At 72.9% G+C, this 15,479-nt stretch carries 15 protein-coding genes; 7 read left to right on the top strand and 8 right to left on the bottom strand.

What is annotated here, in order from left to right:
- Window positions 1–9: 9 nt before the first annotated feature.
- Entirely contained in the window at window positions 10–1,026 is a 1,017-nt protein-coding gene (locus ACZ607_RS02605; protein ID WP_469730964.1) for an aldo/keto reductase, read from the top strand.
- Window positions 1,027–1,056: 30 nt separating this feature from the next.
- On the opposite strand, the gene ACZ607_RS02610 is transcribed toward ACZ607_RS02605, so the two are convergent.
- The 3 genes from ACZ607_RS02610 to ACZ607_RS02620 form a co-directional block, all read right to left on the bottom strand.
- Window positions 1,057–1,911, bottom strand: coding sequence for a PhzF family phenazine biosynthesis protein (locus ACZ607_RS02610; protein ID WP_469730966.1), 855 nt, complete (start codon window positions 1,909–1,911; stop codon window positions 1,057–1,059).
- A 163-nt stretch (window positions 1,912–2,074) separates the two neighbouring features.
- Window positions 2,075–2,539: a lamin tail domain-containing protein gene (locus tag ACZ607_RS02615; protein ID WP_469730968.1), complete on the bottom strand. Its 465-nt coding sequence runs from the start codon at window positions 2,537–2,539 to the stop codon at window positions 2,075–2,077.
- 147 nt (window positions 2,540–2,686) lie between these two features.
- A complete protein-coding gene (locus ACZ607_RS02620; RefSeq protein ID WP_469730971.1) occupies window positions 2,687–3,442 on the bottom strand; it encodes an SDR family oxidoreductase in 756 nt (251 codons plus the stop codon).
- A 142-nt stretch (window positions 3,443–3,584) separates the two neighbouring features.
- Here ACZ607_RS02620 and ACZ607_RS02625 point away from each other — a divergent pair, with 142 nt between their 5' ends.
- Entirely contained in the window at window positions 3,585–5,252 is a 1,668-nt protein-coding gene (locus tag ACZ607_RS02625) for an alkaline phosphatase D family protein (protein WP_469730973.1), read from the top strand.
- A 22-nt stretch (window positions 5,253–5,274) separates the two neighbouring features.
- Here the strand turns inward: ACZ607_RS02625 and ACZ607_RS02630 are convergent, their stop codons facing one another.
- Window positions 5,275–6,282: a Gfo/Idh/MocA family protein gene (locus tag ACZ607_RS02630; protein ID WP_469730975.1), complete on the bottom strand. Its 1,008-nt coding sequence runs from the start codon at window positions 6,280–6,282 to the stop codon at window positions 5,275–5,277.
- 85 nt (window positions 6,283–6,367) lie between these two features.
- Here ACZ607_RS02630 and ACZ607_RS02635 point away from each other — a divergent pair, with 85 nt between their 5' ends.
- Window positions 6,368–7,759 (top strand): Bcr/CflA family multidrug efflux MFS transporter, encoded by a 1,392-nt coding sequence (locus tag ACZ607_RS02635; RefSeq protein ID WP_469730977.1) that lies wholly within the window; start codon window positions 6,368–6,370, stop codon window positions 7,757–7,759.
- Between the two features lie 51 nt (window positions 7,760–7,810).
- Here ACZ607_RS02635 and ACZ607_RS02640 read toward each other — a convergent pair whose 3' ends face one another.
- Entirely contained in the window at window positions 7,811–9,124 is a 1,314-nt protein-coding gene (locus ACZ607_RS02640) for a hypothetical protein (protein WP_469730979.1), read from the bottom strand.
- A 185-nt stretch (window positions 9,125–9,309) separates the two neighbouring features.
- Here ACZ607_RS02640 and ACZ607_RS02645 point away from each other — a divergent pair, with 185 nt between their 5' ends.
- On the top strand, window positions 9,310–10,305 hold the full coding sequence (locus ACZ607_RS02645) for a small ribosomal subunit Rsm22 family protein (protein ID WP_469730981.1): 996 nt from the start codon (window positions 9,310–9,312) through the stop codon (window positions 10,303–10,305).
- Here ACZ607_RS02645 and ddaH read toward each other — a convergent pair.
- Window positions 10,302–11,177, bottom strand: coding sequence for a dimethylargininase (gene ddaH, locus ACZ607_RS02650; RefSeq protein ID WP_469730983.1), 876 nt, complete (start codon window positions 11,175–11,177; stop codon window positions 10,302–10,304). The genes ACZ607_RS02645 and ddaH overlap by 4 nt on opposite strands.
- A gap of 167 nt (window positions 11,178–11,344) precedes the next feature.
- On the opposite strand from ddaH, the gene ACZ607_RS02655 reads away from it, so the two are divergent.
- Entirely contained in the window at window positions 11,345–11,974 is a 630-nt protein-coding gene (locus ACZ607_RS02655; RefSeq protein ID WP_469730984.1) for a TetR/AcrR family transcriptional regulator, read from the top strand.
- Window positions 11,975–12,116: 142 nt separating this feature from the next.
- Window positions 12,117–12,860, top strand: a complete 744-nt coding sequence (locus ACZ607_RS02660) for a bifunctional DNA primase/polymerase (protein WP_469730985.1) — start codon at window positions 12,117–12,119, stop codon at window positions 12,858–12,860.
- A 30-nt stretch (window positions 12,861–12,890) separates the two neighbouring features.
- Here the strand turns inward: ACZ607_RS02660 and ACZ607_RS02665 are convergent, their stop codons facing one another.
- Complete coding sequence (locus ACZ607_RS02665) at window positions 12,891–13,301, bottom strand: VOC family protein (protein WP_469730986.1); 411 nt, start codon at window positions 13,299–13,301, stop codon at window positions 12,891–12,893.
- A 90-nt stretch (window positions 13,302–13,391) separates the two neighbouring features.
- Here ACZ607_RS02665 and ACZ607_RS02670 point away from each other — a divergent pair, with 90 nt between their 5' ends.
- A complete protein-coding gene (locus tag ACZ607_RS02670; protein ID WP_469730988.1) occupies window positions 13,392–14,420 on the top strand; it encodes a helix-turn-helix transcriptional regulator in 1,029 nt (342 codons plus the stop codon).
- A 9-nt stretch (window positions 14,421–14,429) separates the two neighbouring features.
- Here ACZ607_RS02670 and ACZ607_RS02675 read toward each other — a convergent pair whose 3' ends face one another.
- Window positions 14,430–15,437, bottom strand: coding sequence for an SCO2278 family lipoprotein (locus ACZ607_RS02675; protein ID WP_469730989.1), 1,008 nt, complete (start codon window positions 15,435–15,437; stop codon window positions 14,430–14,432).
- Window positions 15,438–15,479 lie beyond the last annotated feature (42 nt).

The raw sequence follows: 15,479 nt of genomic DNA on the forward strand, positions 1-15,479 counted from the left end.
CGGACAGACATGGATCGACAGGATCGACGGGATCGACGGGATCGACGGAAGGGGACGCGGGGCCGCGGCGGTTTCGAGGCCGGCGCGCTCGGCTTCGGGTGCTGGGCCATCGGCGGGGAGTGGTCGGCCCCCGACGGCAGCCCGCTCGGCTGGGGGAAGGTCGACGACGACGAGTCGGTGGCCGCGGTCCGCCGGGCCCTCGACCTCGGCGTCACGTTCTTCGACACGGCGGACGTGTACGGGGCCGGGCACAGCGAACGGGTGCTGGGCAGGGCGCTCGCGGGCCGGCGCGACGAGGTCGTCGTCGCCACCAAGTGGGGCAACCTGTTCGACGAGCGGACCCGCACCATGGACGGGGCCGACACGACCCCCGCGTACGCCCGTGAGGCACTCACCGCCTCGCTGCGCAGGCTGGGGACCGACCGGATCGACCTCTACCAGCTCCACATCGGTGACACCCCGCTCGCCGAGGCTGCCGAACTGCGCGACGCCTGCGAGGAGTTCGTGGCCGAGGGGCTGATCAGGGCCTACGGGTGGAGCACCGACGACCCGGAGCGCGCCGCGCTCTTCGCCGAAGGTGAGCACTGCGCGGCCGTCCAGCACGCCTGCAACGTGCTGGAGGACGCCCCCGGGATGCTGGCCCTCAGTGAGGAGCGTGACCTGGTCAGCGTCATCCGGAGCCCGCTGGCGATGGGTCTCCTCACCGGTGCCCGCGATCCCGGCCGGCGGGCCGCCGCTGGCGACATCCGGTCCACCCCGCCCGCCTGGCTGAGCTGGTACGAGCAGGGCGGGGTCCCGGCGCGGCACTGGGCGGCCCGGGTCGAGGCCGTCCGCGAGGTGCTGACCGCCGACGGCCGCACGCTCGCCCAGGGAGCCCTCGGCTGGCTGTGGGCCCGCAGCGGGCGGACGGTGCCGATCCCCGGCTTCCGTACGGTCGCCCAGGCGGAGGAGAACGCGGCGGCCCTCACCCACGGCCCGCTGCGACCCGCACAGCTGGAGGAGGTGGCCGCCCTGCTCGCGCCGTGACCGGCGCGGCGGCCCGGCCTCCGCGTCCCCTCAGCCGATACGGGTCCCCGTGCCGGTCACCCTGATCCGCGCGTCGCCCTCCCGCAGCCCGACGGTGAGGGTGCCGGGCCGCCCCATGTCGGCGCCCTGGTACAGCGTGAGGACCGCCTCGTGCGGGACGAGGCCGAGCTCGCGCGCGTACGCCCCGAAGGCCGCGGCCGCCGCGCCCGTCACCGGGTCCTCGACGACGCCGCCGACCGGGAACGGGTCGCGGACGTGGAAGACCGTGGCCGACTCCCGCCACACCAGCTGGACGGTCGTCAGGTCGAGCCGGCGCATGAGGGCTTCCAGCCGGGCGAAGTCGTACGAGAGGTCCGCCAGCCGTTCCCGCGTCGCGGCGGCCAGCACCAGGTGCCGGGCGCCCGCGTAGGCGATGCGGGGCGGCAGCGCCGGGTCCAGATCGGCGGCCGGCCAGTCCAGGGCGGCCAGCGCCTCCGTCACGTCCTCGGCGGCGGCGTCCTCGATGTGCGGTTCGACGCTGGTGAGGGTGGCGCGCAGCTCGCCGTCCTCGCGTACGACGGTGACCGGGACCGCTCCGGCGGGGGTGGAGAACACCAGGTCGCCCGGGCCGTCCCGCTCGGCGAGCGCGAGGGCGGCGGCCACCGTGGCATGGCCGCAGAAGGGGACCTCGGCCTTCGGGCTGAAGTAGCGGACCGTGTGCCCGCCCCGGCCGTCCGGTGCGGTGAGGAACGCCGACTCGCTGTACCCCAGCTCCGCCGCGACGGCGAGCATCGCCGCGTCGTCGAGGCCGGAGGCGTCCAGCACGACGCCCGCCGGGTTGCCCCCCTCGGGGTCGGTGGAGAAGGCGGTGTAACGGAGGACCTCGGAGCCGGCGTGTGCGTTCATGTCGCAGGTCAACCCGGAGGCGTCACCGCGCATTCCCGGCCGCGCCCGCCGATGTGTTCGCGCCGATGTGTTCGCGGGGTGGTGGTCCGGGTCCTGACCCCCGGACCACCACCCCGGGCCGCTTCCACGGACCCCCCGGCCGCGGCGGCCTCTTTCACTGCGGTCAGTGGCAGACCTTCACGCCGGTGCCCTTGCCCCAGGAGCAGGAGTCCAGGAGCGCGCCGCTCGGCTTGATCAGCCGCGCCTTGTCGCCGGTGTTGTTCCAGACGTACGAGCCGCTGTTCCAGTACACGTGGGCCGCGGAGTTCCGGCCCTTGCCGGTGTGGACCCGGACCGTCTTCCCGGCGGCCACGCTGAAGCTCGGGAAGGTGTACGTGTAGCCGGTGTTGTCCTTCAGCTTGTAGCCCTTGAGCTGGAGCTTGGACTTGCCGTTGTTGTGGATGTCCACGTACTCGGCGACCAGGGACGCGTTCGTCCGGGTGTCCTTGCCGGGGCTGTCGTACTGGATCTTGCCGAGGTGCAGCCCGCCCTGGTGGGAGGCCGCGGAGGCCGGGACCGAGGCGAGGAGCGAGCCGGCCAGTGCGGTGGCGGCGGCCAGGGCGAGGGGCGCGGCGGTGCGTATGCGCATGCTGTGTGGTCCTTCTGTGTACATCCGGTGAAGGTGAGTAGCATACGGGCAGCACGCGCTTGCCCGGACGCATCGCGGAAAACTCGCAAATTCCGTCATCCGGGGGCGAGTTCCGGTGCGTTCCGGGCAAGCGTGGGGCGAAGTGGATCAGCCTCGGCCGATGTACGGCATGGCGGTCGCCATCACCGTCGCGAACTGCACATTGGCCTCCAGCGGCAGCTCCGCCATGTGCAGGACCGTCCGCGCCACGTCGTCCGCCGCCATGACCGGCTCGGCGGCCAGCTTGCCGTCGGCCTGGAGGATCCCCGTACTCATGCGTTCCGTCATGTCGGTCGCCGCGTTGCCGATGTCGATCTGCCCGCAGGCGATCCGGTACGGACGCCCGTCCAGCGACAGCGACTTCGTCAGGCCGGTCACCGCGTGCTTCGTCGCCGTGTAGGCGAGGGAGTGCGGGCGCGGCGCATGGGCCGAGACGGAGCCGTTGTTGATGATCCGGCCGCCCTGCGGGTCCTGCTCCTTCATCAGGCGGTACGCCGCCTGCGCGCACAGGAACGCCCCCGTCAGATTGACGTCCACCACCGTCCGCCAGTCCTCGTACGCGAGGTCCTCGACGGGCGTCGCCCCGGGCCCGAACGTCCCCGCGTTGTTGAACAGCAGGTCCAGCCGGCCGAGACGTTCCCGTACGGAGGCGAAGAGCGCGGCCACCGAGTCCGGGTCGCTCACATCGGTGGGCAGGCACACCGTGGCGCCCGGCCCGGCCGCCGCGGCCGTCTCCTCCAGCGCCCCGGCGCGCCGGCCCGCCAGGACCACCGTCCAGCCCGCACCCGTGAGGGTGAGTGCGACGGCCCTGCCGATCCCCGATCCGGCACCTGTGACGACAGCGATTCTCTGCTCAGCGTTCATGGCCCGGCAGCGTACGGGAGGTTTCGCGGCGGCCGGCACCCGGTGCTCATCGCACCGCCATACGGATGTGGTGTACGCGCCGACGGAAAGTCGTCGCCCCGCACTCCAATGCCTCTGACAACATCCGGCAGGGGAGGGGCATATGACACCCGCACAGATCAGCAGGACGCCAGGCCGGCCCGGCCATTCCGCCGAGCTGCGCCTCGCCGCGAGGCGGCTCGGCTCCGGCGTCGGCCGGCGCCGGTTCCTCACGGTCACCGGCGCCGCCGCCGCACTGGCCTTCACGGTCGGCCTGCCCGGAGCCGGTACGGCCGCCGCCGCCGAGCTCGACGCCCGGAAGATCACCGAGGACCCCTTCACCCTCGGGGTGGCGTCCGGGGACCCGCTGCCCTCGTCCGTGCTCCTGTGGACGAGACTCGCGCCCCGCCCCTACGAGGCCGACGGCGGGCTGCCCGCCCGGCGCGTCGAGGTCCGCTGGGAGATCGCCCGGGACGAGCGCTTCCGGCGGATCGTCCGGCGCGGATCCGCCACCGCCCACCCGGAGTTCGGGCACAGCGTGCATGTGGACGTGGACGGCCTCGACTCCGGCCGGAGCTTCTACTACCGCTTCCGCGCCGGCAGCTGGACCAGCCCCACCGGCCGCACCCGCACCGCCCCCGCCCGGAACGCCCGGAACAGCTCCCTGGCCCTGGCCGCGGTCTCCTGCCAGGCGTACCACGACGGCTACTTCACCGCCTACCAGCACCTCGCGGACGAGGACGTCGACGTGGTCTTCCACCTCGGCGACTACCTCTACGAGTACGCCGTCTCCGCCACCGGCGGCGCCCGCGCCTACACCGACCGCGTCCTGCCGGACCACTTCAACCGGGAGACGCTCACGCTGGAGGACTACCGCATGCGGTACGGCCTCTACAAGTCCGACCCGGACCTGCGCGCCGCCCACGCCGCGCACCCCTTCGTCGTCACCTGGGACGACCACGAGACCGAGAACAACTACGCGGGCGACACCCCGGAGAACAGCGTGCCCCCGGAGGAGTTCCTGCTGCGCAGGGCCGCCGCCTACCGCGCGTACTGGGAGAACCAGCCGCTGCGCGCCCCGCAGCGCCCCACCGGCCCCGACATGCGGCTCTACCGCCGGCTGCGCTTCGGCCGGCTCGCCCAGTTCGACATCCTCGACACCCGCCAGTACCGCAGCAACCAGGCCTACGGCGACGGCTGGAAGGTCCCCGGGCCCGAGTCCGAGGACCCGTCGCGCACCATGACGGGCGCCGCGCAGGAGCGCTGGCTGATCGACGGCTGGAAGGCCTCGGACGCCCGGTGGAACGTCGTCCCGCAGCAGGTCACCTTCGCCCAGCGGCGCGACGTGCCGGGCGACGCCTACAAGCTGTCCATGGACTCCTGGGACGGCTACCCCGCCTCCCGGCAGCGCGTCATGGACGGCGCCGAGGCCGCCGGGATCGAGAACCTCATGGTCCTCACCGGCGACGTGCACGTCGGCTACGGCTTCGACCTCAAGAAGGACTTCGACGACCCGGCCTCCCGGACCGTCGGCACGGAGGTCGTCGCCACCTCGATCGCCAGCGGCAAGGACGGCTCCGAGAAGCCGGCCAACTGGGACAACCTGACCCGGGCCAACCCGCACATGAAGTTCTACAACGGCCGCCGCGGCTACGCCCTCGTCACCCTCGGCGACCGGCAGGCGCGGGCCGACTTCCGCACCGTGCCCGCGGTCACCACGCCCGGTGCGCCGGTCGCCACCGCCGGCTCCTTCGTCACCGAGGCGGGAAACCCGGGACTCACCCCGGCGTGACCCCGCCCCGGCCCGGCGGAGGTCAGGAGCGGTCGTCCGCCGGATAGCGGACGCCGACCCGGTCACGTACCGCGTCGAGCGTCCGCATCACGGCGAGCGATCCCTCCAGCGGCACCAGCGGGGACTCCTTCTCGCCGGCCCGCAGGGCGCGCGTCACCTCGGCCGCCTCGTACTGCATGCCGGAAAGTCCCTGCGGGCCCGGCCCCGTGACGACCTTCTCGGGCTCCCGGCCCGGCCGGTGCAGGACGAAGTGCTCCGGGTGGAAGAAGCCCTGCGGGAAGTCGATCCGGCCCGCCGTGCCCGTCACCGACGCGACGGTCGGCAGATCCCCGACGATCGAACAGCTCAGCAGCGCCGTGGCGCCGGAGTCCCAGCCCAGCAGCATCCCGGTGTTCAGGTCGACGCCCTCCGGGGACAGCAGCGCGTCCGCCCGCACCCGGTCCGGCTCACCCAGCAGCAGCTGTGCGAACGACACCGGGTAGACCCCGAGGTCCAGCAGCGCGCCGCCGCCCAGCGCGGGGTCGCGCAGCCGGTGCTCGGCCCCGAAGGAGCCCGCGAAGCCGAAGTCGGCCTGCACCGTGCGGATCTCACCGATCGCGCCGTCCCGCACCAGCTCGGTCATCCGGCGGATGAGCGGATTGCAGTACGTCCACATGGCTTCCATCAGGAACAGCCCGCGCTCCCGGGCCAGATCCACCAGCTCCCGCGCCTCCCGCTCGTTCAGCGTGAACGCCTTCTCGCACAGCACGTGCTTGCCGGCCTCCAGGGCGAGCCCGGCGGCCTCCCGGTGCGCGGAGTGCGGGGTGGCCACGTACACGACGTCGACGGTGTCGTCGGCGACGAGCTCCGCCCAGCTGCCGTACGCCCGCCCGATCCCGAACCGCTCGGCGAACGCCCGCGCGGAGGCCTCGGAACGGGACGCGACCGCCACGACCTCGGCCCCGGAGTCCTCCATCGCCAGCAGGTCCCCGGTGAAGGTCGCGGCTATGCCGCCCGTCGCCAGTACACCCCAACGCACAGTCCCGCTCATGCCCGCCCGCTCCCACGCAAAAAGGTATCGACCACTCCGACTGACCTGAGAGCATAGATGCGGATTCAACGAAGCGGAGACGAGGATGCCGGACAACGGCGTGAGCCGGGCCCAGCAAGAAGACGTACACATACCGACGAGCAACGAGGGCGCCGCAACCGCCGCCCAGGCCACCGCCACCCCCACCGCTGCGGGTGTCCCGGCCATTTCCACCACCACCGCGCCGGGACTCCCGGCCGCCTCCACGACCACCGCACGACGGGCCGGACTCCTGGTCACCCTCGTGCTGGGCGGGCTCACCGCACTGCCGCCCCTCTCGATGGACATGTACCTCCCGGCACTCCCGGAGGTCACCGACGCGCTGCACTCCCCGGCCGCGACGGTCCAGCTCACCCTGACGGCCTGCCTGACCGGCATGGCGCTCGGCCAGCTCGTCGTCGGACCCATGAGCGACCGCTGGGGCCGGCGCACGCCGCTGCTCCTCGGCATGGTCGTCTACGTCCTCGCGACCGCGATCTGCGCGGTCGCCCCCACCGCGGAACTCCTCATCGGCTTCCGCCTCCTCCAGGGCCTGGCGGGAGCCGCCGGCATCGTGATCTCCCGCGCCGTCGTACGTGACCTCTACGACGGCGACGAGATGGCCCGGTTCTTCTCGACCCTGATGCTGATCTCGGGAGTGGCTCCCGTCGTCGCGCCGGTGATCGGCGGCCAGGTGCTCCAGTTCACCGACTGGCGCGGCATCTTCGTCGTCCTCACCCTGGTCGGGGTGCTGCTCACCTTCGTCGTCTGGAAGTGGCTCCACGAGACGCTCCCGGAGGCGGACCGGCACACCGGTGGTGTCGGTGACGCCCTGCGCACCATGCGCGGACTGCTGGCCGACCGGGTGTTCACGGGCTACATGATCGCGGGCAGTCTCGCCTTCGCCGCGCTCTTCGCCTATGTGAGCGCCTCCCCGTTCGTCGTCCAGGAGATCTACGGGGCGTCCCCGCAGACCTTCAGCCTGCTCTTCGGGATCAACTCCATCGGGCTGATCGCCGTCGGCCAGATCAACGGCAAGCTGCTCGTCGGACGCGTCAGCCTCGACAAGGCGCTCGGCTTCGGCCTCGCCGTCATCACCGTCGCCGCGGTCGCGCTGCTGCTGATGACCTCCGGGGTGTTCGGCGAGGTCGGACTCGTGCCGGTGGCCGCCGGGCTGTTCGTGCTCATGTCCGCGATGGGCCTCGCGATGCCCAACACCAACACCCAGGCGCTGATGCGGACCAGGCACGCGGCCGGCTCGGCCTCCGCGCTGCTGGGGACCTCCCAGTTCCTGATCGGCGCCGTGGCCTCGCCCCTGGTCGGGATCGCCGGGGAGAAGACCGCCGTGCCGATGGCCGTGGTGCAGGTGGTCTGCGCCCTGTCCGCCATGACGTGCTTCCTGCTGCTGTGCAGGCCGTGGCGGAACAGGGGCCCCGCGCGGGATCAGCTCACCGGGTGAGCGGGGAGCGGCCCGGCCGGTGAGGACCGGCCGGGCCGCCCCGTCGGCCGGTCAGCCCACCCGTGGATAGCCCAGCAGGTGCAGCCGGTCCTTGCGGTCCGTCGAGCGGAACAGTCCGATGCCGGAGGCCTCCGCCTCCGGCAGCCGGGTGTTCGGGGGCAGTTCCTCGACGTCCCAGGTCGTGAAGCTCATCGTGACCGGGTTGACCCCGTCGCCCTCCAGCGCCTCGTCCGCGTCACGCGCGTTCGTCGCCCCGTAGGCACTGCCCCCGTCCGTCACCGACGCGAACGTCAGCGCCGCCGCACCGCTCTCGTCCTCGAAGCAGAGCCCCTTCTTCGCCTTGAGGTCGAAGGCCAGGTTCCCCGCGACCAGGTAGGTGGCCGAGGGGGAGACGACGGCCCGCGGGTAGCGTCCCGGCTCTATGGCCGGGGTGTGGCACTCCACCGAGGCCACCGGCTTCCCGCTCACCGCGTCGTGGACCGCCCACATCTGGTGGGTCGCGGCCCGCTTCGCCCCCTTGGCGAGCTGCCACTTCGCGAGGATCAGCCCCGGTGCCACGGAGGTCGGCACCCCGGTCGCCGGGTTCGCGCCCTTCGGCGCGGTCCTCCTGCTGAACCAGCCGCCGCGCACCCAGAATTCGCGCGCCCCGCTCAGCAGCAGGCCCTTCGCCGTCTGCCCGCGCACCTCGGTGAGCTGCTTGCAGGCCGTGCACCCCGCCGGATACGACAGCGCGGACGCGGCGATCTCCGACACCTTGCCGCTGACCGGATCCACCACCGCGCTGTTCGCCCGGGCGTCGCTGATCAGGATGCCCGGCCCCGTCGCCGTGACGGTCGGTGCACCGGACCACGGCACCTCGACCCGCCGGCGTTCCCCGTCCACCACGTCGTACACGTCGAGGGAGACGAAGGTCCCCGTCGGCGCGGGCCCGTCGCCGGTCTTCCCGTACGACCAGGTCACGAAGAACTGCCGGTCGTCCTTGGCGACGGTGAGCAGCTTCGGGAAGTCCGCCGGGTCGGGTGGCCGCCAGGCCTCACCGCTCCACCCGGCGCGGCCGGTCTCCGTGTCGAGGGTCCGCAGCCGGTAGCGCCGGTCGGGGGCCCGCACCAGATAGGCCAGCCGGCCCGTCGTGTGCGAGAGCGCGTAGTCGGGCCCGGCGTCGACGATCTCCCAGCCGCGCTCCGTCGTGTACTCCGGCGGTACGTTCAGCCGTGTCGCGGGGCCGGTGCTCTTCTTCACCGGCTTCTTCGGCTCGTCGTCCTCCCCGCCGTCCTTGCCGCCGCCCCCACAGGTGGCGAGCAACAGCAGCAGGGCGAGGACGAGCACCCCGCCCACCAGAGCCAGACGTACGATCCTCTGTCGCATGGTCCCCCCGTGTCCCATGGTCCCCCCCGACCCGTCCGGCCCCTGGGCGGTCCCCGACGCGGCGTCGGTCAGCGTAGCAACGGACGCGCCCCGGCGAGCAGTTCGGTGGTGCAGCCGTTCTGTCCCGGTTCCGTACCGGAGCACCGGACTGCGGGGGCGGGTCCCGCTGCGCCTACAATTCGGCGGTGAACGCCTCCCTCCCCACCGCGGAAGCCCTGCGTGCCGCGCTGGCCGCCCTGCTCGACGGGCTGCCCCCGACGCAGGCCGCGCAGGCCGTCGACCGGCTGATCGCCAGCTACCGCGGGACCACCCCCACCGACGCCCCGATCCTGCGGAACCGCTCGGACGTCGCCGCGTACGCCGCCTACCGGATGCCCGCGACGTTCGAGGCCGTACGGTCCTGCCTCGCCGCACTCCGCGAGGCCGCTCCGGACTGGGCTCCCGCCACCCACACCGACATCGGGGGCGGTACGGGCGCGGCGAGCTGGGCGGTCGCCGGGGCCTGGGACGGGACGCGGACGACGGTCCTGGACTGGTCCGAGCCGGCCCTCGCGCTCGGCCGTGAGCTGGCCGAGACATCCGGCATCCCCGCGCTGCGGGAGGCCGCCTGGGAGCGGGCGCGGATCGGTGTGTCCCCGGCCCCGGCGCCCGCGGACCTGGTGACCGTCTCGTACGTGCTCAAGGAGCTCACCCCCGCGGACCGGGCCGCCGTCGTGGACGCGGCGGCGTCGGCCGCGCAGGCCGTCGTGATCGTGGAACCCGGCACCCCCGACGGCTACGACCGTGTCATCGAGGCCCGTGACCGGCTGATCGCCGCGGGGCTGAGCGTCGCCGCGCCCTGCCCGCACGACGAGGCGTGCCCCATCGAGCGCGGCACGGACTGGTGCCACTTCTCGGCGCGGGTCAGCCGCTCCTCCCTGCACCGCCAGGTCAAGGGCGGCTCGCTCAGCCACGAGGACGAGAAGTTCAGCTACGTCGTGGCGACCCGGTTCGCCACCGGGCCCGCCGCCGCCCGGGTCACCCGCAGGCCGCAGATCCGCAAGGGGCAGGTGCTGCTGGAGCTCTGCACCCGGGACGAGGGCCTGCGCCGCGCCACGGTCACCAAGCGGCACGGCACGCTCTACCGTGCCGCCCGGGACACCGCGTGGGGCGACGCCTGGCCGCCGCCGGACGGTGACTAGGGCGTGTTCCGGGGCCGCAGCTCCTGGGTGCAGCACTTCACGCTGCCGCCGCCCTTGAGCAGCTCGCCCAGATCCATCGGGACCGGGTCGAAGCCCCGGTCCCGCAGCGGGTCGAAGAGCCCCACGGCCGCCTGCGGGAGCAGCACATGGCGCCCGTCGCTGACCGCGTTGAGACCCAGCGCGGCGGCGTCCGCCTCCTCGGCCAGCAGCGCGTCGGGGAAGAGCCGGGCCAGCACGGACCTGCTGCCCGGTGAGAACGCCCCGGGGTAGTACATGATCTCGTCCGCCGCCTCGTCGAGCACGCACAGCGCCGTGTCCAGGTGGTAGTAGCGCGGGTCCACCAGGTCGAGGCCGATCACCGGGCGCCCGAAGAACTCCTGGGCCTCGTCGTGGGAGAGCGGGCTGGAGCGGAAGCCCCGCCCGGCCAGCAGGTACGAGGCGGTCACGGCGAAGTCGCCCTCGCCCTCGTTGACATGGGCCGGTTCATGGATCTCGGTGAAGCCGTTGTCCCGGAACCACTCCCGGTGCGCCTCGGCCTCCGCGTACCGCTCCCGGTAGGCGAACAGGGCCCCGAGCACCTTGCCGTCGATCACCGTGGCCCCGTTGGCGGCGAACACCATGTCGGGCAGGTCGGGGCGGGGGACGAGGAGCTCCACGGTGTGGCCGAGGGCCCGGTAGCGGTCGCGCAGATCCTCCCACTGGGTCCGGGCCAGGGGCAGATCCACGGGCTTCGACGGATCCATCCACGGGTTGATGGAGTAGGTGACCTCGAAGTGGGCCGGGGCGCACATCAGGTAGCGACGGGGGGTGGCGTCACGGGTCAATGCAGGCTCCTCGCGAACGGCGGCCGTGGCCGCGGAACGGTGGGACACGCGCGGGGTGTGCGCGTGAGTTCATGGTGCGCCGCGCCGGGCCGTCGCGCTGTGATCCGTTCGGGTGGTTCGCGCGGGGCCCGGGGGGCGGCCCGGCGGGGGTCCGCCCGGGTGGCCGTCCTCAGCAAGACGATACGTATCGGACCGTCAGGCCCTAGGATGGCCGGATGGCAGCTCAGAAGTCCCCCGACTCCAGCCGTCGCAGCGACCGCTCCCGCCGCGCGATCTGTGACGCCGCGCTCGCACTCGTCGGCGAGGTGGGGTACGCGCGGACGACGATCGAGGGTATCGCCGCCCGGGCCGGCGTCGGCAAGCAGACGATCTACCGCTGGTGGCCGTCGAAGGCGGCCGTACTCCTGGAGGCGTTCCTCGACGAGGGCGCCCGCCGCTCGGAAGGGGTGGGCGAGGTCGGCGAGGACGGTGCGTACGGCATCCCCGACACCGGTGATCTGGCGGCCGACCTCAAGCTGGTCCTGCGGACCACGGTCGACGGGCTGAACGACCCCGTGAGCGCGGCACCCACCCGGGCCCTGGCCGCCGAGGGGATCATCGACCCCGCACTCGGCGCCCAATTCGTCGAAAATCTGCTCGAACCGCAGCTCCAGTTGTACGTCACACGCCTGCGGGCGGCCCAGGAGGCCGGCCAGGTGCGCGCGGACATCGATCCACGGATCGCGCTGGAGCTCCTGATCGCCCCGCTGACCCACCGCTGGCTGCTCAGGACGCATCCGCTCACCCACGCGTACGCGGACCAGGTCGTCGACCTCACCCTGCGGGGGATCCTGGTCGAGCCATGAGCCCGGGGGTGCATTCCATGACATTCCGCACGAGTGTGCCGCCCCCGGCGCGACCGTCCGGGCACCCCGCTTCGGAACTCCTGCCACCCGAGGAGCAGGATGGTGCGACCATGGAGAGGTAACCGCTGAGGTGAGGGGATAGATGGGCGCCGATTCCGGCCGCTATCGCGGCACAGAGGGCAGGATTTCCCAGTGGCTGCGCAGGCGGCCCAAACCGCAGCCGGAGGCCGACGACGCGGCACGGCTGGAGCTGCTCCTGGCCGTCGCCGAGGCAGGAATGCCCATCTCGCCCGCGGCGCATCCGTCCGGCTACCGATGTTCGTGCGAACGCATCGGCTGTCCGACGCCCGCGCGGCACCCGGTCTCGTTCGCCTGGCAGACGCAGTCCACGACGGACCGCGCGCAGATCGAGCGCTGGGCGGCCAACCAGCCGCTGGCCAACTTCATCACCGCGACGGGCATGATCCACGACGTCCTCGACGTGCCCCTCAGCGCCGGACGCGCCGCCCTGGAGCGGCTCCTCGCGGCAGGCATCGACGTCGGCCCGGTGGCCCAGTCCGGCACCGACCGGATGCTCTTCTTCACCGCCACCCGCGGCACCCCGGACGACGAGGACGAGTGGTGGCCCTGCGAGCTGGACTGCCACCCCGAGACCATGGACGAGCATCCGGGACTCCGCTGGCACTGCCGCGGCAGCTATGTCCTGCTGCCCCCGGCCCGGCTCCCCGGTGAGCTGGACGTGCACTGGATCCGCGGACCGGAGAACCCGCTCCCCGATCCGCTGACCCTGCTGGAGACGCTCACCGACGCCTGCGCGCAGTACGCGGACACGGCCGACGCGAGCGACCTCGACCACGACGCCGTCGCCTGGCCGATGAGCCGCTGAGCCGCTGACCGGGCCTTCACCCCTGCCCCCTCACGCCGGGCCACTACGGGTGAACTTCTCGACGGCCGCGGGCGTGACGGGCGTGAAGAAGTTGACGAGGTTGCCGTCGGGGTCGCGGAACAGGAGCGACCGGTTGCCCCAGGGCATCGTCGTGGGCTCGTTGACGAAGTCCGCCACGAACCCGGTCAGGTTCCTGTGCACCCGGTCCACGTCGTCCACCAGGAACTCCAGGATCACGCTGCGGTTGTCCGCCGGGCGCGCCGAGCCCGGCGCGAACAGGGGGACCGTGCGGGTGCTGCCGATCGCGAGGGTGCCCGAGGCCGTCGCGATCTCGGCGAAGTCCTCGGTGGACCAGGCGGCGGCCACGCCGGTGACCCGCTCGTAGAACCCGACGAGCCGGGCGACGTCGCCGGTGATGACGCGGACAGAGACGAAGTTCATGGTGTGCTCCCGGTCGTTCGCTGCTTCCCTCCGCACGCTACGACCCATACCGGACGGAACCCGCCCGGTATGTGCGGGAGACTTCTCGGCATGTCCCGTCCCCTCGCCCGCGTACTCACCCTGCTGGAGCTCCTGCAGTCGGGCGGCCTGCGGACCGCCGCCGAACTCGCCGGCCGGCTCGGCGTCGACGAACGCACCGTGCGGCACTACATCGGCCACCTCCTCGACCTCGACGTGCCCGTCGAGTCGGTGCGCGGACGGTACGGCGGCTACCGGATCGCCCCCGGCCACCGCATGCCCCCGCTCATGCTCGACGACGACGAGGCGCTCGCCGTCCTCCTCGGCCTGATCGCGGGCCGCCGGGCCGGCCTCACGACCGCCACCGGCACGGCGGGCGACACGGCGACGGCCAAGATCCGGCGGGTCCTGCCCGAGCGGCTGCGCCTCGCGCTCGACGCCGTGCTCGACACCCTCGCCTTCACGACCCCGCCCGGCGGCATCGGGGCTCGGCGCGGTGGCGAGGAGACCGCCCCGGAAGCAGCGGTCCTGCTTCCCGTCGCCGACGCGGTCAACCGCCACCGGCCCCTCTCGTTCCGCTACACCTCGGCGGACGGCCGCCGCAGCGAGCGCACGGTCCACCCGCACGGACTCGTCGCCCGCTCGGGCACGTGGTACATGACGGCCGTGGACCTCACGGCCGGCGAGGACCGCACGTTCCGGCTGGACCGCGTCACGGGCGTGCGGACCCTGCCCGGCTCGTTCGAACCGCCCGCAGGTCCCGACCCGGCGACGCGCGTCCTGACCGGGCTGGCCACCGCCCCGTACCGCCATGAGGTGACCCTGCGCGTCCAGGCCACGGCCGGGCACATCCACACCCGGCTCCCACCCGGCGTCGCGCTGGTGGAGGAGCTGCCGTCACCGGGCGACGGCGACGGCCCCGGGGACGGGCGGTGGTGCCGCGTCGGGCTGCGCGTGGAGCGGCTCGACTGGCTGCCCGCCGCACTCGCCTCGCTGGACCGGCCCTTCGTCATCGAGACCCCGGACGAACTCCGGGGCCTCGTCGCCGACTTCGCCGAACGGCTCACCCGCTGGGCCGAGGGCGGCCCGCCGCCCGGCTGACGGGGGCGGTCAGGACCCCTGCGCCGCGACCAGACCGGGCAGCCGGTTCAGCACGCGCACCTTGCCGTCCGTGCCCCCCGCGTCCCCCGCGGCCTTCTTCGGCACGTAGACCAGCTGGCTGGAGACCCGCTCCTTGGTGAGGGTGCTCTTCACCTCGCCGGTCAGCAGCGCCTCCACGTCCGCGGTGACCGTCGGCCGCAGTCCCTGCGCCGCCGTCTGCCGCTCGAAGTGCTTGCTGCTGAAGAAGACCAGCGCCCCGCCGTCCTCCGTCGTCAGCCCCAGCGGTGCGAACGTCCCGGAGTCCAGGGCCTGGTCGACGTACTGGTAGGAGAAGCCCGCCCTGCGGACGTTCTTCCGCGCGTCCCGCCAGCCCGAGGTCATCGACCCCGGAGCGAAGACGTCCGGCGCGCCGTCCGTGAGGTAGTCCGTGTACGTCGTGCTCAGCTCACCCGGCGCGGTGGCCAGCACGGCGTCCGTGCCGGCGGAGGGCACGGGCTCCGCGTAGCCGTCGGCGTCCTTGCGGAACTTGGGGATCTCGGACGGGGACGCCACCGCCAGGTAGGAGACCTTCCACGGCGCGTCCGGCCCGGTACGGACGAACGTCAGCAGCCAGCGGGTGTCCTGCTTCCCGCCGTCCTGGTCGCGGTTGGAGTCGGTGTCCGCGAGGAACCAGCGCGGCCAGCCCGCCTTCTTGGGGATGGCGTACGAGGCGTCGGTCAGCTCCAGCGGCTTGTGCTGGGCGTTGCCCTCCGGGCTGTTCTTCCGCCGCGCGGTCAGACCGGCCTGGTTGATCGCGCCGAGCGAACCGGTCACCCGGTCCTCGTCGAGCGCCGGATCGTACGCCTTGTCCGCCTTGTTGTACGCGACGGTGAAGTCCTCCAGGGCCTTCGCCGCCTCGGACTCCGTCGCTCCCGGCACGACTTCCAGTTCGCCGTGCACCGTCACGCAGCCGCTCGCCGTCACGCTCAGCACCGTCGCCGTCGCGAGTCCCGCCGCCAGTCGACCCAGCCTTGTCATCCGTTGCCTTCTGCGCCTTCTGATCCGTCGTTGGCACTGACC

Source organism: Streptomyces sp. NPDC104381 (assembly GCF_055583745.1).